Annotated in this window: 20 protein-coding genes and 1 riboswitch; of the genes, 7 read left to right on the forward strand and 13 right to left on the reverse strand. The window is 42.2% G+C overall.

Annotation, left to right across the window (positions count from 1 at the left end; all coding sequences use genetic code 11):
* Positions 1 to 114: 114 nt before the first annotated feature.
* From STRDD04_RS01655 to STRDD04_RS01680, 6 genes are all read right to left on the reverse strand, one after another.
* On the reverse strand, positions 115 to 1,101 hold the full coding sequence (locus STRDD04_RS01655; protein WP_062198783.1) for a DUF805 domain-containing protein: 987 nt from the start codon (positions 1,099 to 1,101) through the stop codon (positions 115 to 117).
* A gap of 173 nt (positions 1,102 to 1,274) precedes the next feature.
* Positions 1,275 to 2,087: a DUF6630 family protein gene (locus STRDD04_RS11305; protein ID WP_062198785.1), complete on the reverse strand. Its 813-nt coding sequence runs from the start codon at positions 2,085 to 2,087 to the stop codon at positions 1,275 to 1,277.
* A gap of 316 nt (positions 2,088 to 2,403) precedes the next feature.
* Positions 2,404 to 4,644 (reverse strand): DNA internalization-related competence protein ComEC/Rec2, encoded by a 2,241-nt coding sequence (locus STRDD04_RS01665; protein WP_062198787.1) that lies wholly within the window; start codon positions 4,642 to 4,644, stop codon positions 2,404 to 2,406.
* A complete protein-coding gene (locus tag STRDD04_RS01670) occupies positions 4,625 to 5,320 on the reverse strand; it encodes a helix-hairpin-helix domain-containing protein (RefSeq protein WP_062198789.1) in 696 nt (231 codons plus the stop codon). Before STRDD04_RS01670 ends, STRDD04_RS01665 begins: the two co-directional genes overlap by 20 nt.
* 147 nt (positions 5,321 to 5,467) lie before the next feature.
* Positions 5,468 to 6,016: an HXXEE domain-containing protein gene (locus STRDD04_RS01675; protein WP_197460062.1), complete on the reverse strand. Its 549-nt coding sequence runs from the start codon at positions 6,014 to 6,016 to the stop codon at positions 5,468 to 5,470.
* Positions 6,017 to 6,088: 72 nt separating this feature from the next.
* On the reverse strand, positions 6,089 to 6,829 hold the full coding sequence (locus tag STRDD04_RS01680; protein ID WP_015605402.1) for a lysophospholipid acyltransferase family protein: 741 nt from the start codon (positions 6,827 to 6,829) through the stop codon (positions 6,089 to 6,091).
* A 159-nt stretch (positions 6,830 to 6,988) separates the two neighbouring features.
* Here STRDD04_RS01680 and STRDD04_RS01685 point away from each other — a divergent pair, with 159 nt between their 5' ends.
* The 4 genes from STRDD04_RS01685 (at position 6,989) to STRDD04_RS01700 (ending at position 11,582) form a co-directional block, all read left to right on the forward strand.
* Positions 6,989 to 9,328, forward strand: coding sequence for a cation-translocating P-type ATPase (locus tag STRDD04_RS01685; RefSeq protein WP_062198794.1), 2,340 nt, complete (start codon positions 6,989 to 6,991; stop codon positions 9,326 to 9,328).
* A gap of 133 nt (positions 9,329 to 9,461) precedes the next feature.
* A complete protein-coding gene (locus STRDD04_RS01690; RefSeq protein WP_037614460.1) occupies positions 9,462 to 10,208 on the forward strand; it encodes a tRNA1(Val) (adenine(37)-N6)-methyltransferase in 747 nt (248 codons plus the stop codon).
* Complete coding sequence (locus tag STRDD04_RS01695; RefSeq protein ID WP_062198796.1) at positions 10,198 to 10,464, forward strand: GIY-YIG nuclease family protein; 267 nt, start codon at positions 10,198 to 10,200, stop codon at positions 10,462 to 10,464. The genes STRDD04_RS01690 and STRDD04_RS01695 overlap by 11 nt, the downstream gene beginning before the upstream one ends.
* 371 nt (positions 10,465 to 10,835) lie before the next feature.
* Complete coding sequence (locus STRDD04_RS01700; protein WP_062198798.1) at positions 10,836 to 11,582, forward strand: DeoR/GlpR family DNA-binding transcription regulator; 747 nt, start codon at positions 10,836 to 10,838, stop codon at positions 11,580 to 11,582.
* A 349-nt stretch (positions 11,583 to 11,931) separates the two neighbouring features.
* Here STRDD04_RS01700 and STRDD04_RS01705 read toward each other — a convergent pair whose 3' ends face one another.
* Positions 11,932 to 12,207, reverse strand: a complete 276-nt coding sequence (locus STRDD04_RS01705; protein ID WP_037614456.1) for an HU family DNA-binding protein — start codon at positions 12,205 to 12,207, stop codon at positions 11,932 to 11,934.
* A 112-nt stretch (positions 12,208 to 12,319) separates the two neighbouring features.
* Complete coding sequence (locus STRDD04_RS01710) at positions 12,320 to 13,153, reverse strand: DegV family protein (protein ID WP_062198800.1); 834 nt, start codon at positions 13,151 to 13,153, stop codon at positions 12,320 to 12,322.
* 372 nt (positions 13,154 to 13,525) lie between these two features.
* Between STRDD04_RS01710 and STRDD04_RS01715 the strand changes: the two genes are divergently transcribed.
* The gene (locus tag STRDD04_RS01715) at positions 13,526 to 14,494 is read left to right on the forward strand and encodes an NAD(P)/FAD-dependent oxidoreductase (RefSeq protein WP_062198802.1); all 969 of its coding nucleotides are present in this window, start codon (positions 13,526 to 13,528) and stop codon (positions 14,492 to 14,494) included.
* A 32-nt stretch (positions 14,495 to 14,526) separates the two neighbouring features.
* Here STRDD04_RS01715 and whiA read toward each other — a convergent pair whose 3' ends face one another.
* The 4 genes from whiA to STRDD04_RS01735 all read right to left on the reverse strand — a co-directional run bounded on the left by whiA (position 14,527) and on the right by STRDD04_RS01735 (position 17,749).
* A complete protein-coding gene (whiA, locus tag STRDD04_RS01720; RefSeq protein ID WP_062198804.1) occupies positions 14,527 to 15,438 on the reverse strand; it encodes a DNA-binding protein WhiA in 912 nt (303 codons plus the stop codon).
* Positions 15,435 to 16,412: a YvcK family protein gene (locus tag STRDD04_RS01725; protein WP_062198806.1), complete on the reverse strand. Its 978-nt coding sequence runs from the start codon at positions 16,410 to 16,412 to the stop codon at positions 15,435 to 15,437. Before STRDD04_RS01725 ends, whiA begins: the two co-directional genes overlap by 4 nt.
* Entirely contained in the window at positions 16,409 to 17,299 is an 891-nt protein-coding gene (gene rapZ, locus STRDD04_RS01730) for an RNase adapter RapZ (protein ID WP_062198808.1), read from the reverse strand. The genes STRDD04_RS01725 and rapZ overlap by 4 nt, the downstream gene beginning before the upstream one ends.
* 66 nt (positions 17,300 to 17,365) lie before the next feature.
* A complete protein-coding gene (locus STRDD04_RS01735; protein ID WP_062198811.1) occupies positions 17,366 to 17,749 on the reverse strand; it encodes a RidA family protein in 384 nt (127 codons plus the stop codon).
* 129 nt (positions 17,750 to 17,878) lie between these two features.
* Positions 17,879 to 17,923, forward strand: a riboswitch (PreQ1 riboswitch).
* 121 nt (positions 17,924 to 18,044) lie between these two features.
* Here STRDD04_RS01735 and STRDD04_RS01740 point away from each other — a divergent pair.
* Positions 18,045 to 19,022 (forward strand): nucleoside hydrolase, encoded by a 978-nt coding sequence (locus STRDD04_RS01740; RefSeq protein ID WP_062198813.1) that lies wholly within the window; start codon positions 18,045 to 18,047, stop codon positions 19,020 to 19,022.
* Positions 19,023 to 19,026: 4 nt separating this feature from the next.
* Positions 19,027 to 19,593, forward strand: coding sequence for a LytS/YhcK type 5TM receptor domain-containing protein (locus STRDD04_RS01745; protein ID WP_062198815.1), 567 nt, complete (start codon positions 19,027 to 19,029; stop codon positions 19,591 to 19,593).
* 242 nt (positions 19,594 to 19,835) lie between these two features.
* Here the strand turns inward: STRDD04_RS01745 and STRDD04_RS01750 are convergent.
* Positions 19,836 to 20,658 (reverse strand): GBS Bsp-like repeat-containing protein (locus STRDD04_RS01750; protein WP_156469034.1); only part of this gene is annotated, 823 nt, incomplete at its 5' end.

Consider the following 20,658-nt stretch of genomic DNA (forward strand, 5'->3'; position numbering starts at 1 on the left):
CCAAGCTAAAGTAGTCCAGTGGACTGTTCTAGCATTCCGCCTCCACATCAAGAGTTTTTTCTATAACAAATCAAGGCTAGGATAATCATATCCCAGCCTCCTTTGATTTTTTTATTAGTTTTCTGATGTTTCCTCAGTTCTATTTTCATTTAAAACAGGCTCTTGCTGTTCTTGGAATGGGGATACAAATGATTGGTCCGGTGCAGGTTCAACCGCTGGCTGAACTTCCTGTTCAACTGGCTGGCCAAATGGTTGATTTTGAATTGGCTGTTGTGGTTGATCAAACTGTTGATTTTCAACTGGTGCTTGCGGCTGACCAAATGGTTGACTTTGGAATCCCGGCTGACCAAACTGCTGGTTTTGAACCGGTTGTTGTGGTTGACCAAACTGTTGATTCTGAACTGGCGCTTGTGGCTGACCAAATTGCTGGCCTTGGAATCCTGACTGACCAAACTGCTGGTTTTGAACCGGTTGTTGCGGTTGACCAAACTGTTGATTCTGAACTGGTGCTTGTGGCTGACCAAATTGCTGACCTTGGAATCCTGACTGACCAAACTGCTGGTTTTGCGGTTGACCAAATTGCTGGCCTTGGAATCCTGGCTGATCAACCTGTTGTCCGTAAGGATTTCCAGTCACTTGTTGAACTGGTTTGCTAGCTTGGCAAAGCAGAACAATCAAGGCAATACCACATGGTAAGCTGACTAAAGCAGCTAGGATATTCAACACTGGAATGAAGGAAGCTATTGATGGTCCTACAGTGAGAAAAATAAATGCCCAATGGAAACCAGCATCACGAAGACGACGAACAGTGATAGCAAGATGAGGAACGATAGTTGCAAATCCATAGATAGCAAGCAAGAACATTATGAACGCAGCAAAACCAGCGCCAGCCATAGCTCCAGAAAAATCTGGTTCATAATCGTATAGCCCTGCATAATAAACTTCACTAAAAAGCGGAATGAGAAAACCAAAAAGGGCAATCAACGAAAATGGTAGGGTAATTAAAAAATTACATAGGACAACCCACCAGAAATCAGAACGGCTTGAACGACCGCTAAAATCAGCATATTGAACCCAGAACTTTTTATATGCAGCAAACATAACATTCTCCTTTATAATTTTTATAACTTATATAATAGCACAGTTACATAAATAAATCAATACAACGGTCAATTTTGTTGGCCAAATGAATGAGAGACTGTTCACGTCAATCTGGATAAAAGCTTCATTGAAACCATGTTTATCAACTTATTTATTCTGCAAATTAGAATTTTTCACATCTCTTCAGCAGCGGCTATACGATGCAAAATTATTCTCGCTAATTCTTTTACTCTACTAAAATTTTCTTTACTAAGGATAATCAATACATAGCTGTCACTGCCCATATCCATTGCTGCTAAAATATGATCTTCCCATAAAGAATTAGTCACTTTGCTCCATCTCGGAATATCTTCATTCCCGTCGAGTATATCTTCATTTATTTCAAGCTTCAAACCTAAATTCAATGTTTTTACTGCGTGAACAAAAATATCTTTTCTACCTTTCCAGTCTAATTCAACCGCCTTTCCCAGTCTTAACAGTTCTTCATAAAGTTCTTCCCATGCAATTTCGATATCTTCCATATTGTCTGGCTTTACTCTCTTAAGAAAGCTCTGAGCATACTTAGAATCTCCTATCAGCAGTTCTGATAGTTCAGTGAAAGAAGCCTTAATCTTCTCATTGTCATTTCCCAAAACTTCTGTATATGTTTTTTCGTCCGGAAGAGCTGATCTTTTCACGAAAGTTCTCATGATCTGCACTGCATCGCCATAGCTTAAGTCAAAAATAGCATATTTTTTACCATTGATTTCCATATATAAATTCAGAACTTCTTCGCTTTTTCCGACGACTGCCTTCATGGATGTACAGCCATTTATAGCATGTGGGGGATATATCTCGGTATACATAATATATCCATCCTGCATAGCCTTTAGCGAATTATCAATTCCTACAATGTGAAAACCGTTGCTATCATATATAGGGTTTTTCATATGCCATTCTTCGTAAGTGTTAAAAATTATTTTCTGAATCCAATTATAAATATTCACAATACTGTCTCTAAATTCTAATTTTATTCTCCAAACTTATTTGATATTATACCATATTTTAGCTTCTATCACTAAAATTCAGATACAGCTCAATATTTTTAATCTTCAAATTTTACATCAAAAATGACTCAAACCTAACCCTATACAGTTACAACCTTTCCATTTTTAAATGTAAAGCTAACTAGCTTCTCGTTATTGACGACTCTTTTCTCGTTTATTGTATCTCATAAGAAACCGGTAACACTCACAGTTGCACAGCTTACCGAAATAAGAGAAAATAATTGATAACACTTTGATAAGTTAGTATTCTTATTTTCTAACGCACCGTCTCAATCTGCCAAGAATCCCAGCCACTAAAGCGAATGGCTCCTTGCTCATCTGTTCGGAAAATCTGTGTCTGAATATTCTCAAATCTGTCCAAAGTTTCCTGATGGGGATGCTTGTAACGGTTATTCTTACCCGCAGAAATGAGGGCAATTTTGGGCTGAAGCTGATGTAAAAATTCTGGGCTAGAGGAGCCTTTGGAACCGTGGTGTCCTGCTTTTAAGACATCCACCTTGAGTTGCGGAAAACGTCGCATCAAGGTAGCTTCGCCATTCTCCTCCAAGTCTCCTGTAAACAAAAAACTAGTGCCAAAAAACTTCCCGTATAAGACGACAGAGTCATCATTGCTACCGTCGCCTGTATCCTCAGGATAGAGAACCTGCAAAGCTCCATCAAAAATTGGAAGGCTATCTCCCACTTCTACCGCATGGACTCTCGTCTGCATCCGACCTAGTTTCTCCACGAAATCTGGCTGGGTCAAACTCCCCTTAGACACGTAAACTTCCTTTATAGAAAAATGCTTGCCCACTTCCAGCATATCGCCCATGTGATCCGTATCGGTGTGGGTCAAAACCAAAACATCCAAGTGACTAAGTCCCCGACTTTTCAGATAGGGAATCAAGGTCTTTTCTGCATTTGTCGAAGAAATCCGCTTCTGCCAAGCTTCTTTCTTGCCAATCTCCACTCGCCCACCTACATCAATCAGAATAGATTTCCCCTGCCAATCGCGCAAGAAAATGCTATCTCCCTGACCAATATCGATGACAGTGATCTCATTTTGCAAGGGATGCTTTGTGACGAAAAATAGCAGAGCAAGAGCCAAACTGAGAAGGATCAAAACTTTCTTCTGTCTGCGAAAATCATAGAGCAAGCCAAGAGTGATCAGCAGACCCAGCATCATCCAGATAGATGGCTGACCAAAAACCACTGGCCGTGAAGAAATAGACGCCGTCCAGCGAATCAGCCCTTCCAGCAGTTCAAACAAGGCATTGACCTGGGTAATTTTCAAAAGAGGCGATAGCGCAAAAATAAAAGTCAGGGCTGGAAGCATAAAAAGATCAAAAACGACTGAGAATAGAAAAGTCAGCAGAATAGACCAAGGCTGAAATTCGGAAAAATAGAAAATCAGAATCGGCAAAATCCCCAGTGAAATAGTCAGACTTTCTGCCAGCACCTTTCTCATGGAAGGTAAATGCTCAAAGTCCATGACAGAGATGACAAAAGCATAGGCACAGGAAAGAACGCCACCCGTCGTCAATAGAAAATTTGGCATGAAAATAGCTAAGAGCATAATCGTCAAAGCAAAGTTGTCCAGCTTGGTCACACCGAACTGCGAGAGCAGCTTTTGCACTAAACTCCTCACAACCGATACTGAAAAACCAGTCAAACCTGCATAGATAAAGGAAAAGGGCAACTGAATCCAATCGACGGTTTCCCTTTTTAAACCAGATTTTAGGAGAATCCGGCGAAAACCATCCATGAAATAGCCGACCTGCATGCCAGATAGGGCAAAGAGATGGATAATCCCCAGACTGGAATAAAGTTCATTCATCTCAGCAAAATCTGTGTCCAAATCACCAAACAAGAGTCCAGTCATATAATGACTCATGGGACTAGGGAAGTTTTCTTTGATATAAACCAAGGCTTTTCTCCGCCAGACCGACAGCCAATCCCAAGGATTAAGACTGTTAAAATGCTGACTGGACTTGATTTGATTGATCTTCAAAATCCTGTAAATCCCCTGCGTTTTCAGATAAGCCCGATAGTCAAAACCTGAAAAATTACGCTGGTCTTCTGCTAAGCTGAGCTCTCCATCAATCTCCAAAAGCAGTTGATCGCTCAGCTTTTGAAAAGCTTGTTTTTCCTGTTCTGACTGGATTTTATAAAAAGCCTGATAGGTTCGACCATTAGAATGACCGCGAAAAGAAAGCGAGTCGCCATTGACTTTGATTGTATCTGGCTTCATCACAATGGCAGAGATGGTTTTCGGTTCATCTTGAAAGGCTTGATTAGCCATTTCTCTCCGAAATAGGAAAAATCCTGCGAAAAGACTCAAAAGCATCAAAACAAGCAGACTATTTCTAGTCGAATAAAGCCAGAAGAGCCGAACAAGGAGGACTGCTAAACCTAGATAAGCTGGTAAACTACCTGTATAAACTGCAAAATAGGTCAACACCAACAAAAGACAGAAATAGATAGGTTTGATGGGAAATTTATTCATCCACTGTGACATAGTCTTTTAACTTTTCTAAGGTTTTAGCACCGATTCCTGAGACATTTTTCAGTTCATCTACTGACTTAAATTTGCCGTTAGTTTCCCGATAGGCGATGATGTCTTGCGCTTTCTTTTGACCGATGCCTGACACCGTCTGAAGTTCAGCTTCGGTCGCCGTATTGAGATTGACCAGGGCAGACTTCCCTTTTTCTGTTCCCCCATTTCCAGCGGGCGTCTGACTAGCTTGCGTCACATCTGCCCCTTCCTCACCGACTTTAGCTACATAAACAACCGCCTCATCTGTTAATTTTTGAGCTTGGTTGATAGATTTGGACTCGGCATCTGGCAGTAGACCACCTGCTTTTTGTAAGGCATCGTGTACACGCGCTCCTGCCTGCAACTGATAAACTCCTGGATTTTTGACAGCTCCTTTAACATCAACGGTTACTTCCTTCTCAGATTCCTCTGAATCCATATCTCTTTCTGAGTTAATTTTTTCCTGATTTGTACTTCTTTTTTCTGTATCGGTTTCAGATGAAGCTGATGTGACCACTTCCTGAGCCAGTGCACTGACCTGATTCTGTGGCTGAGCGTTGCCCTTCAGCAAGAAAAAGCCAGCAAAGATAACCCCCAATAAGGAAAGTCCAACAAAAATCTTGTATTCCTTCAATTTTTCAACTATTTCTTCAAACATATTTTTCTCCTTTATCTTTTTATTCGTAAAAAAATCAAAAAAATATGACAAGCCGAGAGAATTTTCAGCTTGTCATATTTTAAAATCTTTATTTTGCAAGTAGTCGTATAGATAGAGAGCCCTCTGACGAAAATTGGAGCTGCAATATCAGTCTGCTTTACTTATCCTGTATATCCAAGCTTCTAACTTTTGAGCTCTGCTATGTAAAAAAGCCAAGTTTGCCAAAAGGAAAACCATTATAAACGCACTTAAAATCAGCAGCAGCGGCCAAGAAACTGACTGCTGACTTAGATAACGGACCAAGACTAAGATCAATATGGGAAATGTCGTCAAAGCCGTGAAGCCGCCCGGTACCAGGCGACGAAAGCGAAGTATTTGCATGATATGGCCCAGCAGATGAAGAGTATGACAGAAGCCAATAGCCAGAGCTAGCTCGGGAATGCGAAATAGAATCGCAAGCAACAAAAGGATAAATGCCAGCAGAAATTCCTCTGCAATCATCAGAGCAATACTTTCAGCAGAAAGATAACTTCCTCTTCTGGCAATGAACATCTCCTTTTGATAGCCTTGATGGTCTTGATTCTGAGAAATCCAAGGCCGAACCAAGATAATCTCATCAAACTCGTGCAGCATAAACAGTGATAAGGTTACAAAAGATAAAAAAGCAAGAGACATAGTATCCTCCTTATAAAACATACCAACATTATATCCCACTCGCATAAAAAAATCAGCTCCCAAGCAAGATTGCTCAGCAAGCTGATTAGTATCTTATTTTCTATGCTTATCTGGATCCCAGACAAAGCTTGCAAGGAAACTAAAAATGAAGGTTAGAATACCAATCAAAGCGGCTGGAATAAAGGCCAGTGCTCGCAAAATTCGCCAGAAGATATTTGGTTTTTTGCCTGTCTGGTAAGGCGCCACTTCTGCATCCAAGCGGTCAAACTCCGCCTGAATCCGACGAGCCACTTCTTCCACTCCTTCATCGTTCATCTTTTTGATATCAGAAATATCAATTGGATTGCCGAAATTCATATCCACGCGCTCCCCAGCTGCCAAGCCTTTGAGGCTCATGGGACCAGCGTAGACTACTGGCATGATACGGACTTTAGCCATCTTAGCAATCACTGCCACTCCTCCCTTGACATCCGTAGAATGGCGGCTGCCGCTTGGGAACATAATCAGAGAGCGATTGCTCTTTTTCAGCATATTGACTGGATATTTGATAGCTGACGGACCAGGATTTTCCCGGTCGATAGGAAAGGCACCACACATGCGAATCCACCAGCCGAATACGCGATTTTCAAAGAGCTGTTTCTTGGCCATGAAAATGAACTGCTTGGGCTTGGTCGCAAAAGCCATGTAAACTGGATCCCACCAGGTTCGGTGAGGGGCCACCAAGATATAATTTTCATCTTGCGAAGGAATCTTCTCTTTATTATGGTAATGGGCATTGCCATTTAAAGCCCAGAGGATAAAAATCACCAAGCCTCGCAAATAAGTATAAAACATAAACTCTCCTTCTTACAAACTGTGATGGTACTTGAAATCAATTAGGTTCTCTTTCCCATTATACCTTATCGCTCCAGAGTCTGCAATATTTTTCCAAACTTTGCTTGTAGCAGCTGATTCTGATAGCTATTTCTATAAAAAAATGGTATCATTAATCTCATGAACAAGAAAGAATTAATTGGTTTAAACCAAACCCAAGTAGATGAAAAGATTTCGCAGGGCTTGACCAACGATTTTACAAGTGACACCAGTACTAGTAACTGGCAAATCGTTAAGCGGAATGTTTTCACCCTTTTTAATGCCCTTAACTTTGTGATCGCTCTGGCCTTGGTTTCTGTCCAAGCTTGGAGCAATCTGGTCTTTTTCGCCGTCATCAGCTTTAACGCCGTCACTGGTATTATCACGGAGCTGCGTGCCAAACACATGATTGACAAGCTCAATCTAGTCAGCCGAGAGCTGGTCACAGTCATCCGCGATGGTCAGGAAGCCAAGATTCAACCAGAAGAAATTGTGCTGGGCGACCTGATCAAGCTGTCAGCTGGTGAGCAAATTCCCAGTGATGCCCGTGTGGTAGAGGGTGTTGCCGAGGCCAATGAAGCCATGCTGACAGGGGAGAGTGACTTGGTTCTCAAGGAAGAAGGCGCTGAGCTGCTGTCTGGTAGCTTTCTAGCCAGTGGGCAGATTTATGCTGAGGTGCACCATGTCGGTGCTGACAACTATGCCAACAAGCTCATGACCGAGGCTAAAACTCTCAAGCCTATCAACTCGCGCATTCTTTACAATCTTGGGAAAATTTCCCGCTTTACCGGAAAAATCATCATTCCTTTCGGATTGGCTCTCTTCTTTGAAGCCCTGATGATAAAGGGACTGCCTGTCAAAAACTCTGTCATTACCAGCTCAACAGCTCTTTTGGGTATGCTGCCTAAGGGAATCGCCCTGCTGACAGTCACGTCACTTCTGACAGCTGTCATCAAGCTAGGTATGCGTAAGGTTCTTGTTCAGGAAATGTATTCTGTCGAAACTCTGGCTCGGGTGGATACTCTCTGTCTAGACAAGACTGGGACAATTACCCAAGGTAAGATGACTGTTGAAGCTTTGCATAGTCTGTCAGATAAGTTTTCTGATGAGACAGTCGGTCAAATCTTAGCAGCCTACATCCAAACCAGCGAGGATAATAACCCAACAGCTCAAGCAATCCGCAAGGGCTACAGCCACCTGGAGCACACCTACACTAGCAGCAATGTCATCCCATTTTCTAGTGACCGAAAATGGGGCGCTATGCATTTATCAAGTGTCGGAACCATCTTTCTGGGAGCGCCCGAAATGCTGCTGGACAGCAATCCTGCAGCGGTTGGAGAGGCTCAAAAACGCGGATCACGGGTTTTGGTACTGGCTCACAGCGACCAAGTGCTAGACAAACATAGCATCCAACTGCCTGAAGACATGACTGCTCTGGCTGTTCTGGAAATCACTGACCCTATTCGTGAGGGAGCGGCTGAGACCTTAGACTACCTGCGCTCTCAAGATGTTGACTTGAAAATCATCTCTGGTGACAATCCAGTGACCGTTTCCCATATCGCTAGTCAGGCTGGATTTGCCAACTACGCCAGCTACATCGACTGCTCTAAAATCAGCGATCAAGAACTGGTTGAGCAAGCAGAAGAAACTGCCATCTTCGGCCGTGTTTCTCCTCATCAGAAGAAACTGCTCATCCAGACTCTTAAGGCTGCCGGCCGGACAACAGCTATGACCGGAGATGGGGTTAATGATATTTTGGCCTTGCGCGAAGCAGACTGTTCCATCGTCATGGCTGAGGGCGACCCAGCAACCCGGCAGATTGCCAACCTGGTCCTTCTTAACTCCGACTTTAACGATGTTCCTGAGATTCTTTTTGAAGGCCGCCGGGTCGTTAACAATATCGGCCGAATTGCTCCGATTTTCTTCATCAAGACCATTTATTCCTTCATCCTAGCTATCATCTGTATCGCCAGTATCCTGCTAGGCAAGGCGGAATATCTCTTGATTTTCCCATTCATCCCGATTCAAATTACCTTGATTGACCAGTTTGTCGAAGGCTTCCCACCCTTTGTCCTCACCTTTGAGCGCAATATCAAGCCGGTTGAAAAACACTTCCTCAAACGCTCCCTGCAGCTAGCTCTGCCAAGCTCCCTCATGATTATCTTCAGTGTACTATTTGTCCGTATCTGGGGCAGCAGCCATGGCTGGAGCGACATAGAAATGGCAACACTGACCTACTACTTGCTAGGTAGCATCAGCTTCCTGTCAGTCATCCGGGCCTGCTTGCCACTCAACCTCTGGCGCAGCCTACTCATTATCTTCTCTGTCTTTGGCTTTTATCTATCAGCCTTTGTTCTGCAACACCTTTTGGAAATTGCAACGCTGACAGCTGCAACTTTGCCAGTCTATCTGATTCTCATGGTCGTTTTCGGACTTGTCTTTGTTGCCTGCACCATCAAGCAGAAATACAGATTTGATTAATAGCTAGTTACAAAAGAACTATTCGTTAAGCTCATCTAAACATGCGAGAACCATCGCGTGTTTTTTATTTTGATTGTTCAAAAACTTCCCATATTCCTTTGGAATCCTTGCTAAATCATGCTATAATGTTGGTATGACAGAAGCAAAATTAAAAGACGGAGAACGAGTTAATCAGCTCTTTTCCACTGATATTAAAATCATTCAAAATAGTGAGGTCTTCAGCTACTCGGTTGACAGCGTTCTGCTTTCTCGCTTTCCCAAACTTCCCAATCGGGGATTAATCGTCGATCTCTGTGCTGGAAATGGGGCAGTCGGCCTTTTTGCCAGTACTCGCACTAAGGCTCAAATTATAGCTGTAGAGATTCAGGAACGTTTGGCAGATATGGCTCAGCGCTCTATTGAACTGAATAACCTGAGTCAGCAGATGCAGGTTATCCATGATGATTTGAAAAACTTAGGCAGTTATATTACCGGTAGCTTGGTCGATATCATCCTCTGTAATCCGCCTTATTTTAAGGTAGATGAGCGTTCTAATCTCAATGGCAGTGAGCATTATCTTCTAGCTCGTCACGAAGTCGCTACCAACTTAGAAGAGATCTGTGCTATGGCCCAGCGGGTGCTCAAGTCTAACGGCCGTCTAGCTATGGTTCATCGGCCAGATCGCTTTTTAGATATTTTAGCAACCATGACAGCTCACAATTTAGCGCCAAAGCGCATTCAGTTTGTCTATCCAAAGCAGGGCAGGGAAGCCAATATGCTCTTAATTGAGGCTATCAAGGACGGATCGCAGGACGGATTGAAAGTCCTACCTCCCCTCTTTATTCATGAGCAGGATGGCAGCTATACACCAGAAATTCACGAGATTTACTATGGAAAATAAAGCCTATATGTATGTCCTAGAGTGCGGAGACGGATCCCTCTACACAGGATATACCACCGATGTAGACGCACGGCTCAAAAAACATCAGTCCGGCAAGGGAGCCAAGTACACCCGCTCCCGATTGCCTGTTACTCTACTTTATCAGGAAGAACATCCCGACAAATCAGCAGCCATGTCAGCTGAAGCCCTCTTCAAAAAGAAAACTCGACAAAAAAAATTAGCCTATATTATTAACAAACAAGGAGACCATAAATAATTATTTAGAATGCTATCTCTGTCTACAACAATTACAATATGTAGTATTTTAAACAACATTTTTGTAACTTGCTAACTACACTTTAGAATAGTATAAACAAGTGTATAACGACATAGATATTTATATAAACTTCCGCTATTATAGATAAACACCCCCTTCCTTTACAGGCAGGGGTTTTCGCTTCTCAAAACTTAGGAAATACTATAGAAGAATAGTCTTAACAAAACCGAATCCATGTTCGAAATAAACAAACTAAAACATAAATACTCTTTTTTATTAAAAAACTTTCATATTATTTTGTTTATATTTTAAAAGTATAGTATAATAAAATAAAGATTAACAGAAAACATGAGAAGGAAAGGAGCAGGTCTATGAAGGAAAGTCGACATAGAATTATTCTGCAAGAACTTGATCAAACAGGAGTTGTTTCTGTCAAGAATCTTAAAGAATTGCTGAATGTCACAGATATGACGATTCGACGCGATCTGATTGATTTGGAGAAACAAGGGTTACTGACTCGGGTCCATGGAGGTGCTCATAAAAAAGTTAAAGACGGGTTCAATGAAGTTCCCCACACGGATAAAATCATGCTGAACATTGAGGAAAAGCAGATAATTGCCCAGAAGTGTGCCGATTTAATCGCCGATGGAGATACGGTTTTTATTGGCTCCGGAACGACAACGGCTCTTATCGGGGACTATCTTGATGGGAAAAATGTTAATATCGTTACGAATTCTCTACCAATTTTTGATAAATTAAAAGATAATCCACATTTTGATATTATTTTAATTGGCGGGCGTTATCGTATGAAGACTCAAACTTTCGTCGGCCAATTTGCAGTTGAACTTTTAAAAGAAATTAAGGTTTCCAAAGCTTTTGTTGGGGTCAATGGCATTGACGGACATAACATTACTACTGCTAATGAGGAAGAAGGAAGCGCAGATGCGATTATTTTAAACAATGCGATTGAACGATACATTGTAGCCGACAATAGTAAATTTGATAGTTATTCTTTTTATACATTTTATCGTTTAGACCATATCAATGCGATTGTCACAGATGATAAAATTTCCCCGAAAGTTAAGAATAAATATCAGATCTACACAGAAATTTTGTAATCAAAGTCATTAATCTAAAGCTGAGACGATTTTCAAAATAGAAAGTCGTCTTTTTCTATTGCCCCAAATACAGTTAATGATTGACTTAACTATCAGATCAGCTATTTACGATATTTTCACTGTACTATGGGCTCAAACAATCTCTCGGCTTATTTTGATGTCTCCCTACTTATGAAAGTTTTATTTTTAAACCTAGAATAATCCTAGCTAACGTCCAGCATCAGCCTAGAAACTGCATTTGAAAAAATGATTTCCTTTGGGTTTTAAAGCAATACGAGCTAGATAGACAGAACTTTGAAAAAAGAAAAAAGCCCATCAATTAAATGATGGACTTGATTAATCGCTAAGATTATTTTACAGCATCCTTAAGCGCTTTACCTGCTTTGAAAGCTGGAACTTTAGAAGCTGGGATGATGATTTCTTCTTTGGTTTGTGGGTTGCGACCTTTGCGTTCTGCACGTTCGCGAACTTCAAAGTTACCAAAGCCAATCAATTGAACTTTTTCACCAGCTGCAAGGAATTCAGTAACTGCTGCAAATACAGCGTCAACTGCTGCTGCTGAATCTTTCTTTGTCAATTCTGTAGCTTCTGCTACTTTTGCAATCAAATCTTGTTTGTTAGCCATTTAACAAATCCTCCAAATTTTTTATGGGCTTATCACCCTAACAAGTATTATCATATCTAAAAAATGCCCTTAGGTCAAGTCTTAAACAGTTTTTTTCCAAATTAATGTTGATTTATTCGTAGCGAACCAATATTGCCCAAGCATTTTCCCCCGTATGCGTCTGAATGATCGAGCCTGTTTCCAAAACAGAAATCGTTTTCTTCACATAAGGCTGTAAACTTGCTTTCATTTCATTGGCTAATTCAGGGCTCCCTGAGTAAGAAATACCAATTTCAGCTACCTCCTTAGTCCTCAAAACATCAATTAAATCATCCAGCCATTTTTTAAAAGTTTTAGCTCCTCGTCCCTTTACCATTGGTTGCAAGCCATGATTTTTCATCTGCATTACGACACGAATATTAAGGAGAGAACTAATTAAACCTGTAACGCGGCCAATTCGTCCTCCCTTGACAAGGTTTTCTAAGGTAGAAACACCTATGTAGAGTTCCGTTTTGTCCTTAATTTCTGCTATTTTTTGTAAAATTTCCTCTAAGCTTGCACCAGCTTGAGCCATTTTAGCAGCTGCAACGACCTGGAACTTCATAGCTTGGTCAGTAAAAGAACTATCAATAACAGTGACATCAGCATTGGCCAATGTCGCACCTTGCCGTGCAGCTTCAACCGTTCCTGAAAGGGCATGGGACATGTGGATAGAAATAATCCGAGCATCTTCTTCAGCAAGAGCCTCAAAAACTTCTGCAAAAACTCCAACGGGAGGTTGGCTGGTCTTTGGTAGATTTTTACTGGTTTGCATGAGACGCAGAAACTCCCCTTCTTTCAGGTTTGTATCTGAATAAACCACGCCATCGACCATCACGGTCAACGGAACAACTGTAATATCCAATTCTTTCACAAGCTCTGGTTCAATCGTAATCGATGAATCAGTTACAATTTTGATTTTTGCCATAATTCCTACTCTATCTTTACTTTATCTTACTATTTATAAAACATTATACCAAATTTTTTAGCTTTGCGGGGAAATTATCATGGAAAAGATAGTGAAAACCGCTATTATAGCTACATTCTTGAAGAGTGCAATCAAAACTAATAGTCTCGATTCTATCGTCCAGCTGTCACTCTCCTGCTTCATATCACGATAAGAGGTCTTTTTAAACTGTATAGTCTCTACCTTTATCGCAGCGACAGGGAGTTCTGAAAACCTTCCTTTTTTGCTTCATTATTATACTGAGCATCTTAGAATAAACTTCATGACCTTTTTAAAACATTTTATGGTACAATAAAAAGAGTTTATTTTTGAAAGAATTAATAGAGGAAAACTATGACTGAAATCTACGATATCACCATTGTTGGCGGCGGGCCAGTCGGCCTCTTTGCCGCCTTTTATGCTCACATGCGAAAAGCCAGCGTCAAAATCATTGATTCCCTGCCTCAGCTGGGCGGACAACCCGCTATTCTATATCCAGAAAAGAAGATTCTGGATGTTCCGGGCTTTACCAATCTGACTGGTGAAGAGCTGGCCCAGCGTCTGATTGAGCAACTGGAGACTTTCCAGACTGATATTTACCTCAATGAAACGGTGCTGGATATTATAAAAAAGGATTCTGGCTTTACAATTGAAACTTGCAAGGGTCAGCATGAAACTAGAACCGTTATTATCGCCATGGGCGGAGGAGCCTTTAAGCCACGGCCACTAGAGTTAGACGATGCCGAAGCTTACAGCAATCTCCACTATCATGTCTCAAACATCAGCCAGTATGCCGGCCAAAAGGTTGTTGTTCTGGGGGGCGGCGACTCGGCTGTTGACTGGGCTCTGGCATTTGAAAAAATCGCTGAAACTAGCTTGGTGCATCGCAGGGACAACTTCCGAGCTTTAGAGCATAGTGTGGAAGAGCTCAAAGCTTCCAGTGTTGAGATTAGAACCCCGTTTGTTCCTAGTCGATTGGTCGGTGAAAATGGCAAGATTACCCACTTGGAAATCAGTCAAGTCAAGGGAGACGAAAGTCAGCTCCTACCACTGGATCATCTCTTTGTTAACTACGGTTTTAAATCTTCTGTCGGCAATCTAAAAAATTGGGGCTTGGAGCTCAATCGTCACAAGATTTTGGTCAACAGCAAGCAGGAAACTTCTATACCAGGTATCTATGCAGCTGGTGATTGCTGTTCCTATGAAGGAAAGATTGATTTAATTGCAACGGGTCTGGGCGAAGCTCCTACCGCTGTCAACAATGCCATTAATCATATCTATCCCGACCAAAAGGTCCAACCCAAACATTCTACAAGCCTATAAAAAACAGCTGCCGAGCTCAAGCTCAGCAGCTGTTACAATTCTTCCGCAAGTCTATTTATTTTTCTTAATCGATGATTGACACCGCTCTTGGTTAGAGGCCGGCTAAGGCTGTCAGCCAGCTGTTGAATGGAGTAATCCGGATGCTGGATACGCAGCTGGGCTACTTCCTGCAGGTCCACTGGCAACTGTTCAATACCTATGCTATCAATAATTTTGATAATATTATTAATCGTCTTCATACTGGCCGTCACTGTGCGGGCAATATTGGCCGTCTCCGCATTATTGGCTCGATTGAGATCATTGCGTGCTTCACGCAGGAGCTTGATAGACTCAAACTCAGCCATGGCTTCCATAGCTCCAATGATAATGAGAAAATCCATGATGTCCTCAGCCCGTTGCAGATAGGTCACAGCTCCTTTCTTACGCTCAATCGTCTTGGCATCCAGAAGAAAACGGCGCATCAAAGCAGCCAGATCCTCAGCATGATCCAGATAAACGGACAGAATTTCCAGTTGGTACTTGCCTGAGTCTGGTTCCCGCATACTACCACTAGCCAGAAATGCTCCCCTCAGATAGGAGCGACTAGCTTCGTCATCTGACAGAATAGCCTGGTCAATCCCTACCTCGATACCAAAAAAGGAGTCAGCCAAGTGTAGGTCAGATAGGATTTCTTCCACTTTCTGATCCAGAAATACTGTATAAACACGATTCTTGCGCAGATTGGTCTTCTGATGGTGGCGGATTTCTGACTTGACCTGATAAATGTCTATCAGCAGCTCGTAGATATGTCGGGCAATTTTGGCATTTTCTGTTGAAATGGATAAGGTAAGGCCAGACGAAGAAATTCCCAGACTACCAGCCATCTTGATGATAGCAGCCAACTCGTTTTTGTCTTTTACAGCTAAACTTAAAAGCTCTTCTTTGACTTTAACTGTAAAACTCATTTGCGCACCTGTATAATCTGCATCAACTCATCAACGACTAACTCGCCATCGTGAAAAGCTCCGCCATTTTCCAAACGAAGAAAATTCGAAGAAATAACGCGCGGAACTTGCTCCTGCAACCCTCGAAAATCGTGGTCAACCTGCACCAGATATTCATCAAATTTATTGCTATTCATATACTCACGAGGTACCGGCTCGATATTGACCAAGACAGTATCAATGAACTTTTTTCCAAGATGACGATGTAAAACTTCGACATGGTCGCTATCTGAAAAGTGCTCGGTTTCGCCGCGTTGAGTCATAATGTTGCAGACATAGGCTACTTCTGCCTTAGTCTCTAAGAGGGCTTGACCAATTTCCTCAATCACGAGATTTGGCAAGATGGAGGTGAAAAGGGAACCCGGCCCCAGTACCACCATGTCGCTATCCAAAATACTCTGGACCACCTTTCTACTAGCAACAGGCTTTTCATCATCATAGGTATTGGTCACATAGACCCTCTCAATCATACCAGCCTTACTAGCTAGATTGCTCTCACCGACAACTTCCGTTCCATCTGTAAAAACAGCATGCAGAGTCAGCGGAGTGTCGCTCGAAGGGTAGATTTTACCTGTTGTATGGAAAAACTTGGTCAGAAGCTGCATAGCATTATAGGTAGAGCCCTGCATTTCGGAAATGCCTGCAATAATCAGATTCCCCAGAGGATGACCTGCCAGAACTCCGTCTCCTTCAGCAAAGCGATACTGAAAGACCTTCTCATAAAACTTTGGCATGTCGGACATGGCCACCAAAACATTTCGCAAGTCACCCGGCGGCGTCAGCTGCTGAATGTTTTTCCGCAGCTCACCAGAACTCCCGCCATCATCTGCTACTGTGACAATGGCTGTGATCTCTACATCCTTTTTCCGCAAGCTATTTAAAATAACTGAAATTCCTGTACCGCCGCCGATGACTGTAATTCTCGGTTTTCTCATGAGCGGTTCACCGTTTCCTTCCGACGATTTTTGTCGCGATGACTGGCATTGACTGGCCAATTTTTTGCCAAATCATCCGCCAAACGTTGCGCAAAGGCTACGCTACGGTGCTGTCCCCCCGTGCAGCCGACTGCGATGGTCAGCACAGATTTCCCTTCCTTCCGATAACCCGGCAAAATCGGCTCAATCAACCCCAGTAGATGCTGGTAAAATTCTTCTGACTCCGCATGGTTCATGACATAGTCAAAGACATCCTTGTCCAATCCTGTTTGATTGCGCAGTTCAGGTTTATAGTAGGGATTTGGCAGGAAACGTACATCAAAGACCAAATCTGCATCCAAAGGCAGACCGTATTTGAAACCAAAACTCATGACCTCAATCCGGAAACTGTGCATCTCGTTCTGATTTGAAAACTGCTCAGAGATAGTCTTTCTGAGCTCCCGCGGCGTCAGGTCTGTCGTATCTACGACATTTTGACTGAGATTCTTCAGAGGGGCTAAAAGCTCGCGCTCCAGCTTAATCCCATCTAAAATCCGACCGTCTGCTGCCAGCGGATGGCTACGGCGGGTTTCCTTATAACGGGCCACCAATTCCTTGTCAGCCGCATCCAAAAATAAAATTTTAAAATCAATTTCTGTGCTTCCTTCCAGCTCATCCAGAATATCCTGAATCTCCAAAAAGAAGGACCGGCTCCGCATATCAACAACCAGAGCCAACTTGTCATTATCTGTGGTTCCTTCGACCAACTGCAAAAACTTTGGCACTAGAGTCGGCGGCATATTATCAATCGTAAAATAGCCCAAATCCTCAAAAGACTGGATAGCAACGGTCTTTCCAGCACCGCTCATTCCTGTCACAATCACTAATTGAATCTTGTGTTCAGTCATTCTTTCTCCTTTCTCTAACCTATCATGTCTAAAAAGGGACAGGAAACTTTTCCCAGCCCCAATCATTTATTCCACAATTTCAGCAATGACTTCGATTTCGATTTTAACATCACGAGGCAAGCGAGCAACCTCTACTGCCGAACGAGCTGGAAAGTCGCTCTTAAAGGCTGTCTTGTAGACTTCATTAAATGGCACAAAATCATTGATATCACTCAGGAAACAGGTCGCCTTGACCACATGGTCAAAATCTGTTCCGGCTGCTGCTAAAATGGCTGCTACATTTTTCAGAACCTGCTGGGTCTGCTCCTCAATCGTTGTCCCTACAACTTCTCCTGTCTCTGGTGACAAAGGAATCTGACCGCTGGCAAATAAAAGGTTACCGACGATTTTTCCTTGGACATAAGGCCCGATTGCCGCTGGTGCTTTATCTGTTTGTACTATTTTTGCCATCATAATCTCCTCATTTCTTTCATCTTATTATATCATAAAGTCAAAAGACTGACTATTCTTGTCCTCCTTCCCATTGACTTTTAGGCAATTTTTCATTATGATAGTAAATGCATAATTCAAAACACTTGTTTTGGACTGGTTCGCAAACTTCCCAGTATAAAAAACTAAGTACCCTTATATTCTAAAGTAATGTAATTGCGCATAGTTTTTTCTGGTGTCCTGCCGCTTTGGCAGAACTAACTGAGAGGTTGAGACGGAGGTTTCAGCCTTATTTTATTTCTCAAAAGGAGGACCTATGAAAAGAAAAGTCATTATTGACTGCGATCCTGGCATAGACGACAGCCTAGCTTTGCTCTATGCCCTGCAACACCCTGACTTAGAGGTCGTGGCTTTGACCATAGTCGCTGGAAATGTCCCAGTTGAACTGGGCCTAGAAAATGCTTTCAAAATATTGGAGAAACTGAATCGACTAGATATTCCAGTTTATGCAGGAGCCGACAAGCCCTTGGTTCGTAAATTCGTCTCCGCTCAGGATACCCACGGCATGGATGGGTTGGGGGAATGCGGGATAACAAGAAGCAGTTCCACCCCAGCCCAGCCACAAGCAGCCTATGACTTTCTGGCAGACTACTTCCAGACCAATATGAATACTTCTATCATCGCGCTGGGGCCTTTGACCAATATTGCCTTGGCTCTTAGAAAAAATCCTAAACTTGGTCAGCAACTAGACCGGTTTGTCAGCATGGGAGGCAGCTACAAATCGCACGGCAACTGTTCACCTGTGGCCGAATACAACTACTGGTGCGATCCGCATGCAGTTCAAGAAACCTACGAAAAACTTGGAAAAAAGATTGAAATGGTCGGTCTAGATGTCACTCGAAAGATTGTCTTAACACCCAATCTATTGGAATATATGCGTTTTATTAATCTTGAAGTCGCTGACTTCATCGGGAAAATCACTCGTTTCTATTGGGATTTTCATTGGGAGTATGAACATATCATCGGTTGTGTCATCAACGATCCGTTGGCTGTTGCCCATTTCCTGCATGAAGACCTTTGCCATGGTTTTGATTCCTATGTAGATGTTGCGACGGAAGGTATTGCCATGGGACAAACGCTGGTTGATGCTTATCATTTTTATAGTAGGGAAGCCAATGCTAAGGTGCTGACCCAAGTAGACATCCAACTCTTCTTTCAGGATTTTCTCTCCGTGATACTCAACACGTCAAAGGAAATCATCTACCAAGATCTAGAAACTTTAAACTTAGGATAAGATTATGAAAAAAACATCACCCTTTATCATCACATTTACAGCTATCTGCATCGCTCTAAACTATGTCGGTGCCAACATCGCCCTTTTTCTAAAACTTCCTGTTTATTTGGATACTTTTGGAACGATATTAGCCAGCCTTGTTTTAGGACCTATTTTCGGAGTGGGAACTGCGATTGCCAGCGCTCTGATTAGTGCTTTTACAACGGACATTTCTGCTATATATTTCTCTCCAGTAGCCATTCTTTTGGCTCTGCTCGTCTCAGTCTTTTTCACTTCTGATTCAAAACCCAGACTAAACCTCTTCTGGAAATCTTTTATGGTTTCCCTGCCAGCCACTGCCTTAGCCTCTCTGATTACCGTCATTGTCTTCAAAGGGATTACTCCAAGCGGTTCCAGCCTCATCGTTCAGGGCTTGCATGGCTTAGGCTTAGATTTGGTCACCAGTACCATCATCGTCCAAGCACTGACTGACTATGCAGACCGACTTCTCGTTATCGGAGTCAGTCTGGTCTTCATTCCACAACTCAAAAAAGTCAGCCCAAGAATCTTTGCAAGATCTAGTAATATTTAAAAATGCATTTGAATTACCAAAAACAACAGCACTAATTTTGTACTGTTGTTTTTGGTATTCTCTTCTAAATTTCCCCCTTTAAAATTCCTCTGATGAGTTGTTTACTTGCGCTACGGTTTAGTCCGTCTTCTCTCAAGATTGAAATTAAAGAGTTTAGAAAAAGTTTGCAGTGCTCAAATGAGATGCTTATTACAATTGAAATTTATCGGCACTTGCTTCCTGTGTGCAAAGAATTTCTTTCTTTATTTATATAGAGGACTAGCAAATCCGCGGATATTCCCGTGACCAATACGATAGGTTTTGCGTTGCACCTGATTATTGGTACTGTTTCCTTCGATAGTATGAATAATGCCATTCTCCACTTTCTCTACAATACCAATATGATCCGCCCAGCCGTCATTTTGCTGGCTGTTTTGATCCCAATTAAAAGTGATGATATCGCCTGCTTTAGGTGTTGAATTCCCATCTTCATTCCAAATACCCAAGCGTTTGAAAATTTGAATATGACGTTCTACTCCGCACTCGCGACCGATAAGTTCACTCAAACCCTGTCTTTGGAAAACCACAGTGACAAAAATATCACACCAGTCATCCGTTTCCTTGACAGCATATCCCACTGGCAATGGACGGATGCGATTATAATCCTCCACTAACAGACGGTGCTGCTCGCTGCCCCCCTGAACACCAACAAGTGCTGCTGCTGACTGTACGACTCGATCTCTCTGCCCCTTTATCTGAGGATCTAATTCATGATTTCCTACATTGAAACCATCTGTAGTTCCGTCAGTGTAGTCAATATAAGCATGAGTAATATAATCTCCTTTAAGAAAATAATGGTTAGCCGAATTAACGACAACTTCTGTACTATCACCAGTCGGAGCTGTCTTATACCAATGAAGATTACCTTGATTTTTTTCAGACCAAGCAGCAACCCGTATATTTTTAATCTCTTTAGCACCATGAGGACGATTTACAACAACTCGGTAAACTCCCTCTGTCTGTCTTACATCTTTTATTTCAACTTTTACACTTGGAATAGAATCCGTGCGAGTAACGGTTACTTTC

Origin of the sequence: Streptococcus sp. DD04 (genome assembly GCF_001578725.1) — a bacterium.
Lineage (GTDB): Bacteria > Bacillota > Bacilli > Lactobacillales > Streptococcaceae > Streptococcus > Streptococcus sinensis.

Excerpts from the sequence above, each read along its gene's own strand:
- STRDD04_RS01745 (WP_062198815.1), top strand. The coding sequence starts at position 19,027 with ATGAAAAAAACATCACCCTTTATCATCACATTTACAGCTATCTGCATC.
- STRDD04_RS01690 (WP_037614460.1), top strand. The coding sequence starts at position 9,462 with ATGACAGAAGCAAAATTAAAAGACGGAGAACGAGTTAATCAGCTCTTT.
- STRDD04_RS01705 (WP_037614456.1), bottom strand. The coding sequence starts at position 12,207 with ATGGCTAACAAACAAGATTTGATTGCAAAAGTAGCAGAAGCTACAGAA.
- STRDD04_RS01680 (WP_015605402.1), bottom strand. The coding sequence starts at position 6,829 with ATGTTTTATACTTATTTGCGAGGCTTGGTGATTTTTATCCTCTGGGCT.
- rapZ (WP_062198808.1), bottom strand. The coding sequence starts at position 17,299 with ATGACTGAACACAAGATTCAATTAGTGATTGTGACAGGAATGAGCGGT.
- STRDD04_RS01735 (WP_062198811.1), bottom strand. The coding sequence starts at position 17,749 with ATGGCAAAAATAGTACAAACAGATAAAGCACCAGCGGCAATCGGGCCT.
- STRDD04_RS01670 (WP_062198789.1), bottom strand. The coding sequence starts at position 5,320 with ATGTTTGAAGAAATAGTTGAAAAATTGAAGGAATACAAGATTTTTGTT.
- STRDD04_RS01700 (WP_062198798.1), top strand. The coding sequence starts at position 10,836 with ATGAAGGAAAGTCGACATAGAATTATTCTGCAAGAACTTGATCAAACA.
- STRDD04_RS01695 (WP_062198796.1), top strand. The coding sequence starts at position 10,198 with ATGGAAAATAAAGCCTATATGTATGTCCTAGAGTGCGGAGACGGATCC.
- STRDD04_RS01665 (WP_062198787.1), bottom strand. The coding sequence starts at position 4,644 with ATGTCACAGTGGATGAATAAATTTCCCATCAAACCTATCTATTTCTGT.
- STRDD04_RS01675 (WP_197460062.1), bottom strand. The coding sequence starts at position 6,016 with ATGTTTTATAAGGAGGATACTATGTCTCTTGCTTTTTTATCTTTTGTA.
- STRDD04_RS01710 (WP_062198800.1), bottom strand. The coding sequence starts at position 13,153 with ATGGCAAAAATCAAAATTGTAACTGATTCATCGATTACGATTGAACCA.
- STRDD04_RS01740 (WP_062198813.1), top strand. The coding sequence starts at position 18,045 with ATGAAAAGAAAAGTCATTATTGACTGCGATCCTGGCATAGACGACAGC.
- STRDD04_RS01655 (WP_062198783.1), bottom strand. The coding sequence starts at position 1,101 with ATGTTTGCTGCATATAAAAAGTTCTGGGTTCAATATGCTGATTTTAGC.
- STRDD04_RS01685 (WP_062198794.1), top strand. The coding sequence starts at position 6,989 with ATGAACAAGAAAGAATTAATTGGTTTAAACCAAACCCAAGTAGATGAA.
- STRDD04_RS01725 (WP_062198806.1), bottom strand. The coding sequence starts at position 16,412 with ATGAGAAAACCGAGAATTACAGTCATCGGCGGCGGTACAGGAATTTCA.
- whiA (WP_062198804.1), bottom strand. The coding sequence starts at position 15,438 with ATGAGTTTTACAGTTAAAGTCAAAGAAGAGCTTTTAAGTTTAGCTGTA.
- STRDD04_RS01715 (WP_062198802.1), top strand. The coding sequence starts at position 13,526 with ATGACTGAAATCTACGATATCACCATTGTTGGCGGCGGGCCAGTCGGC.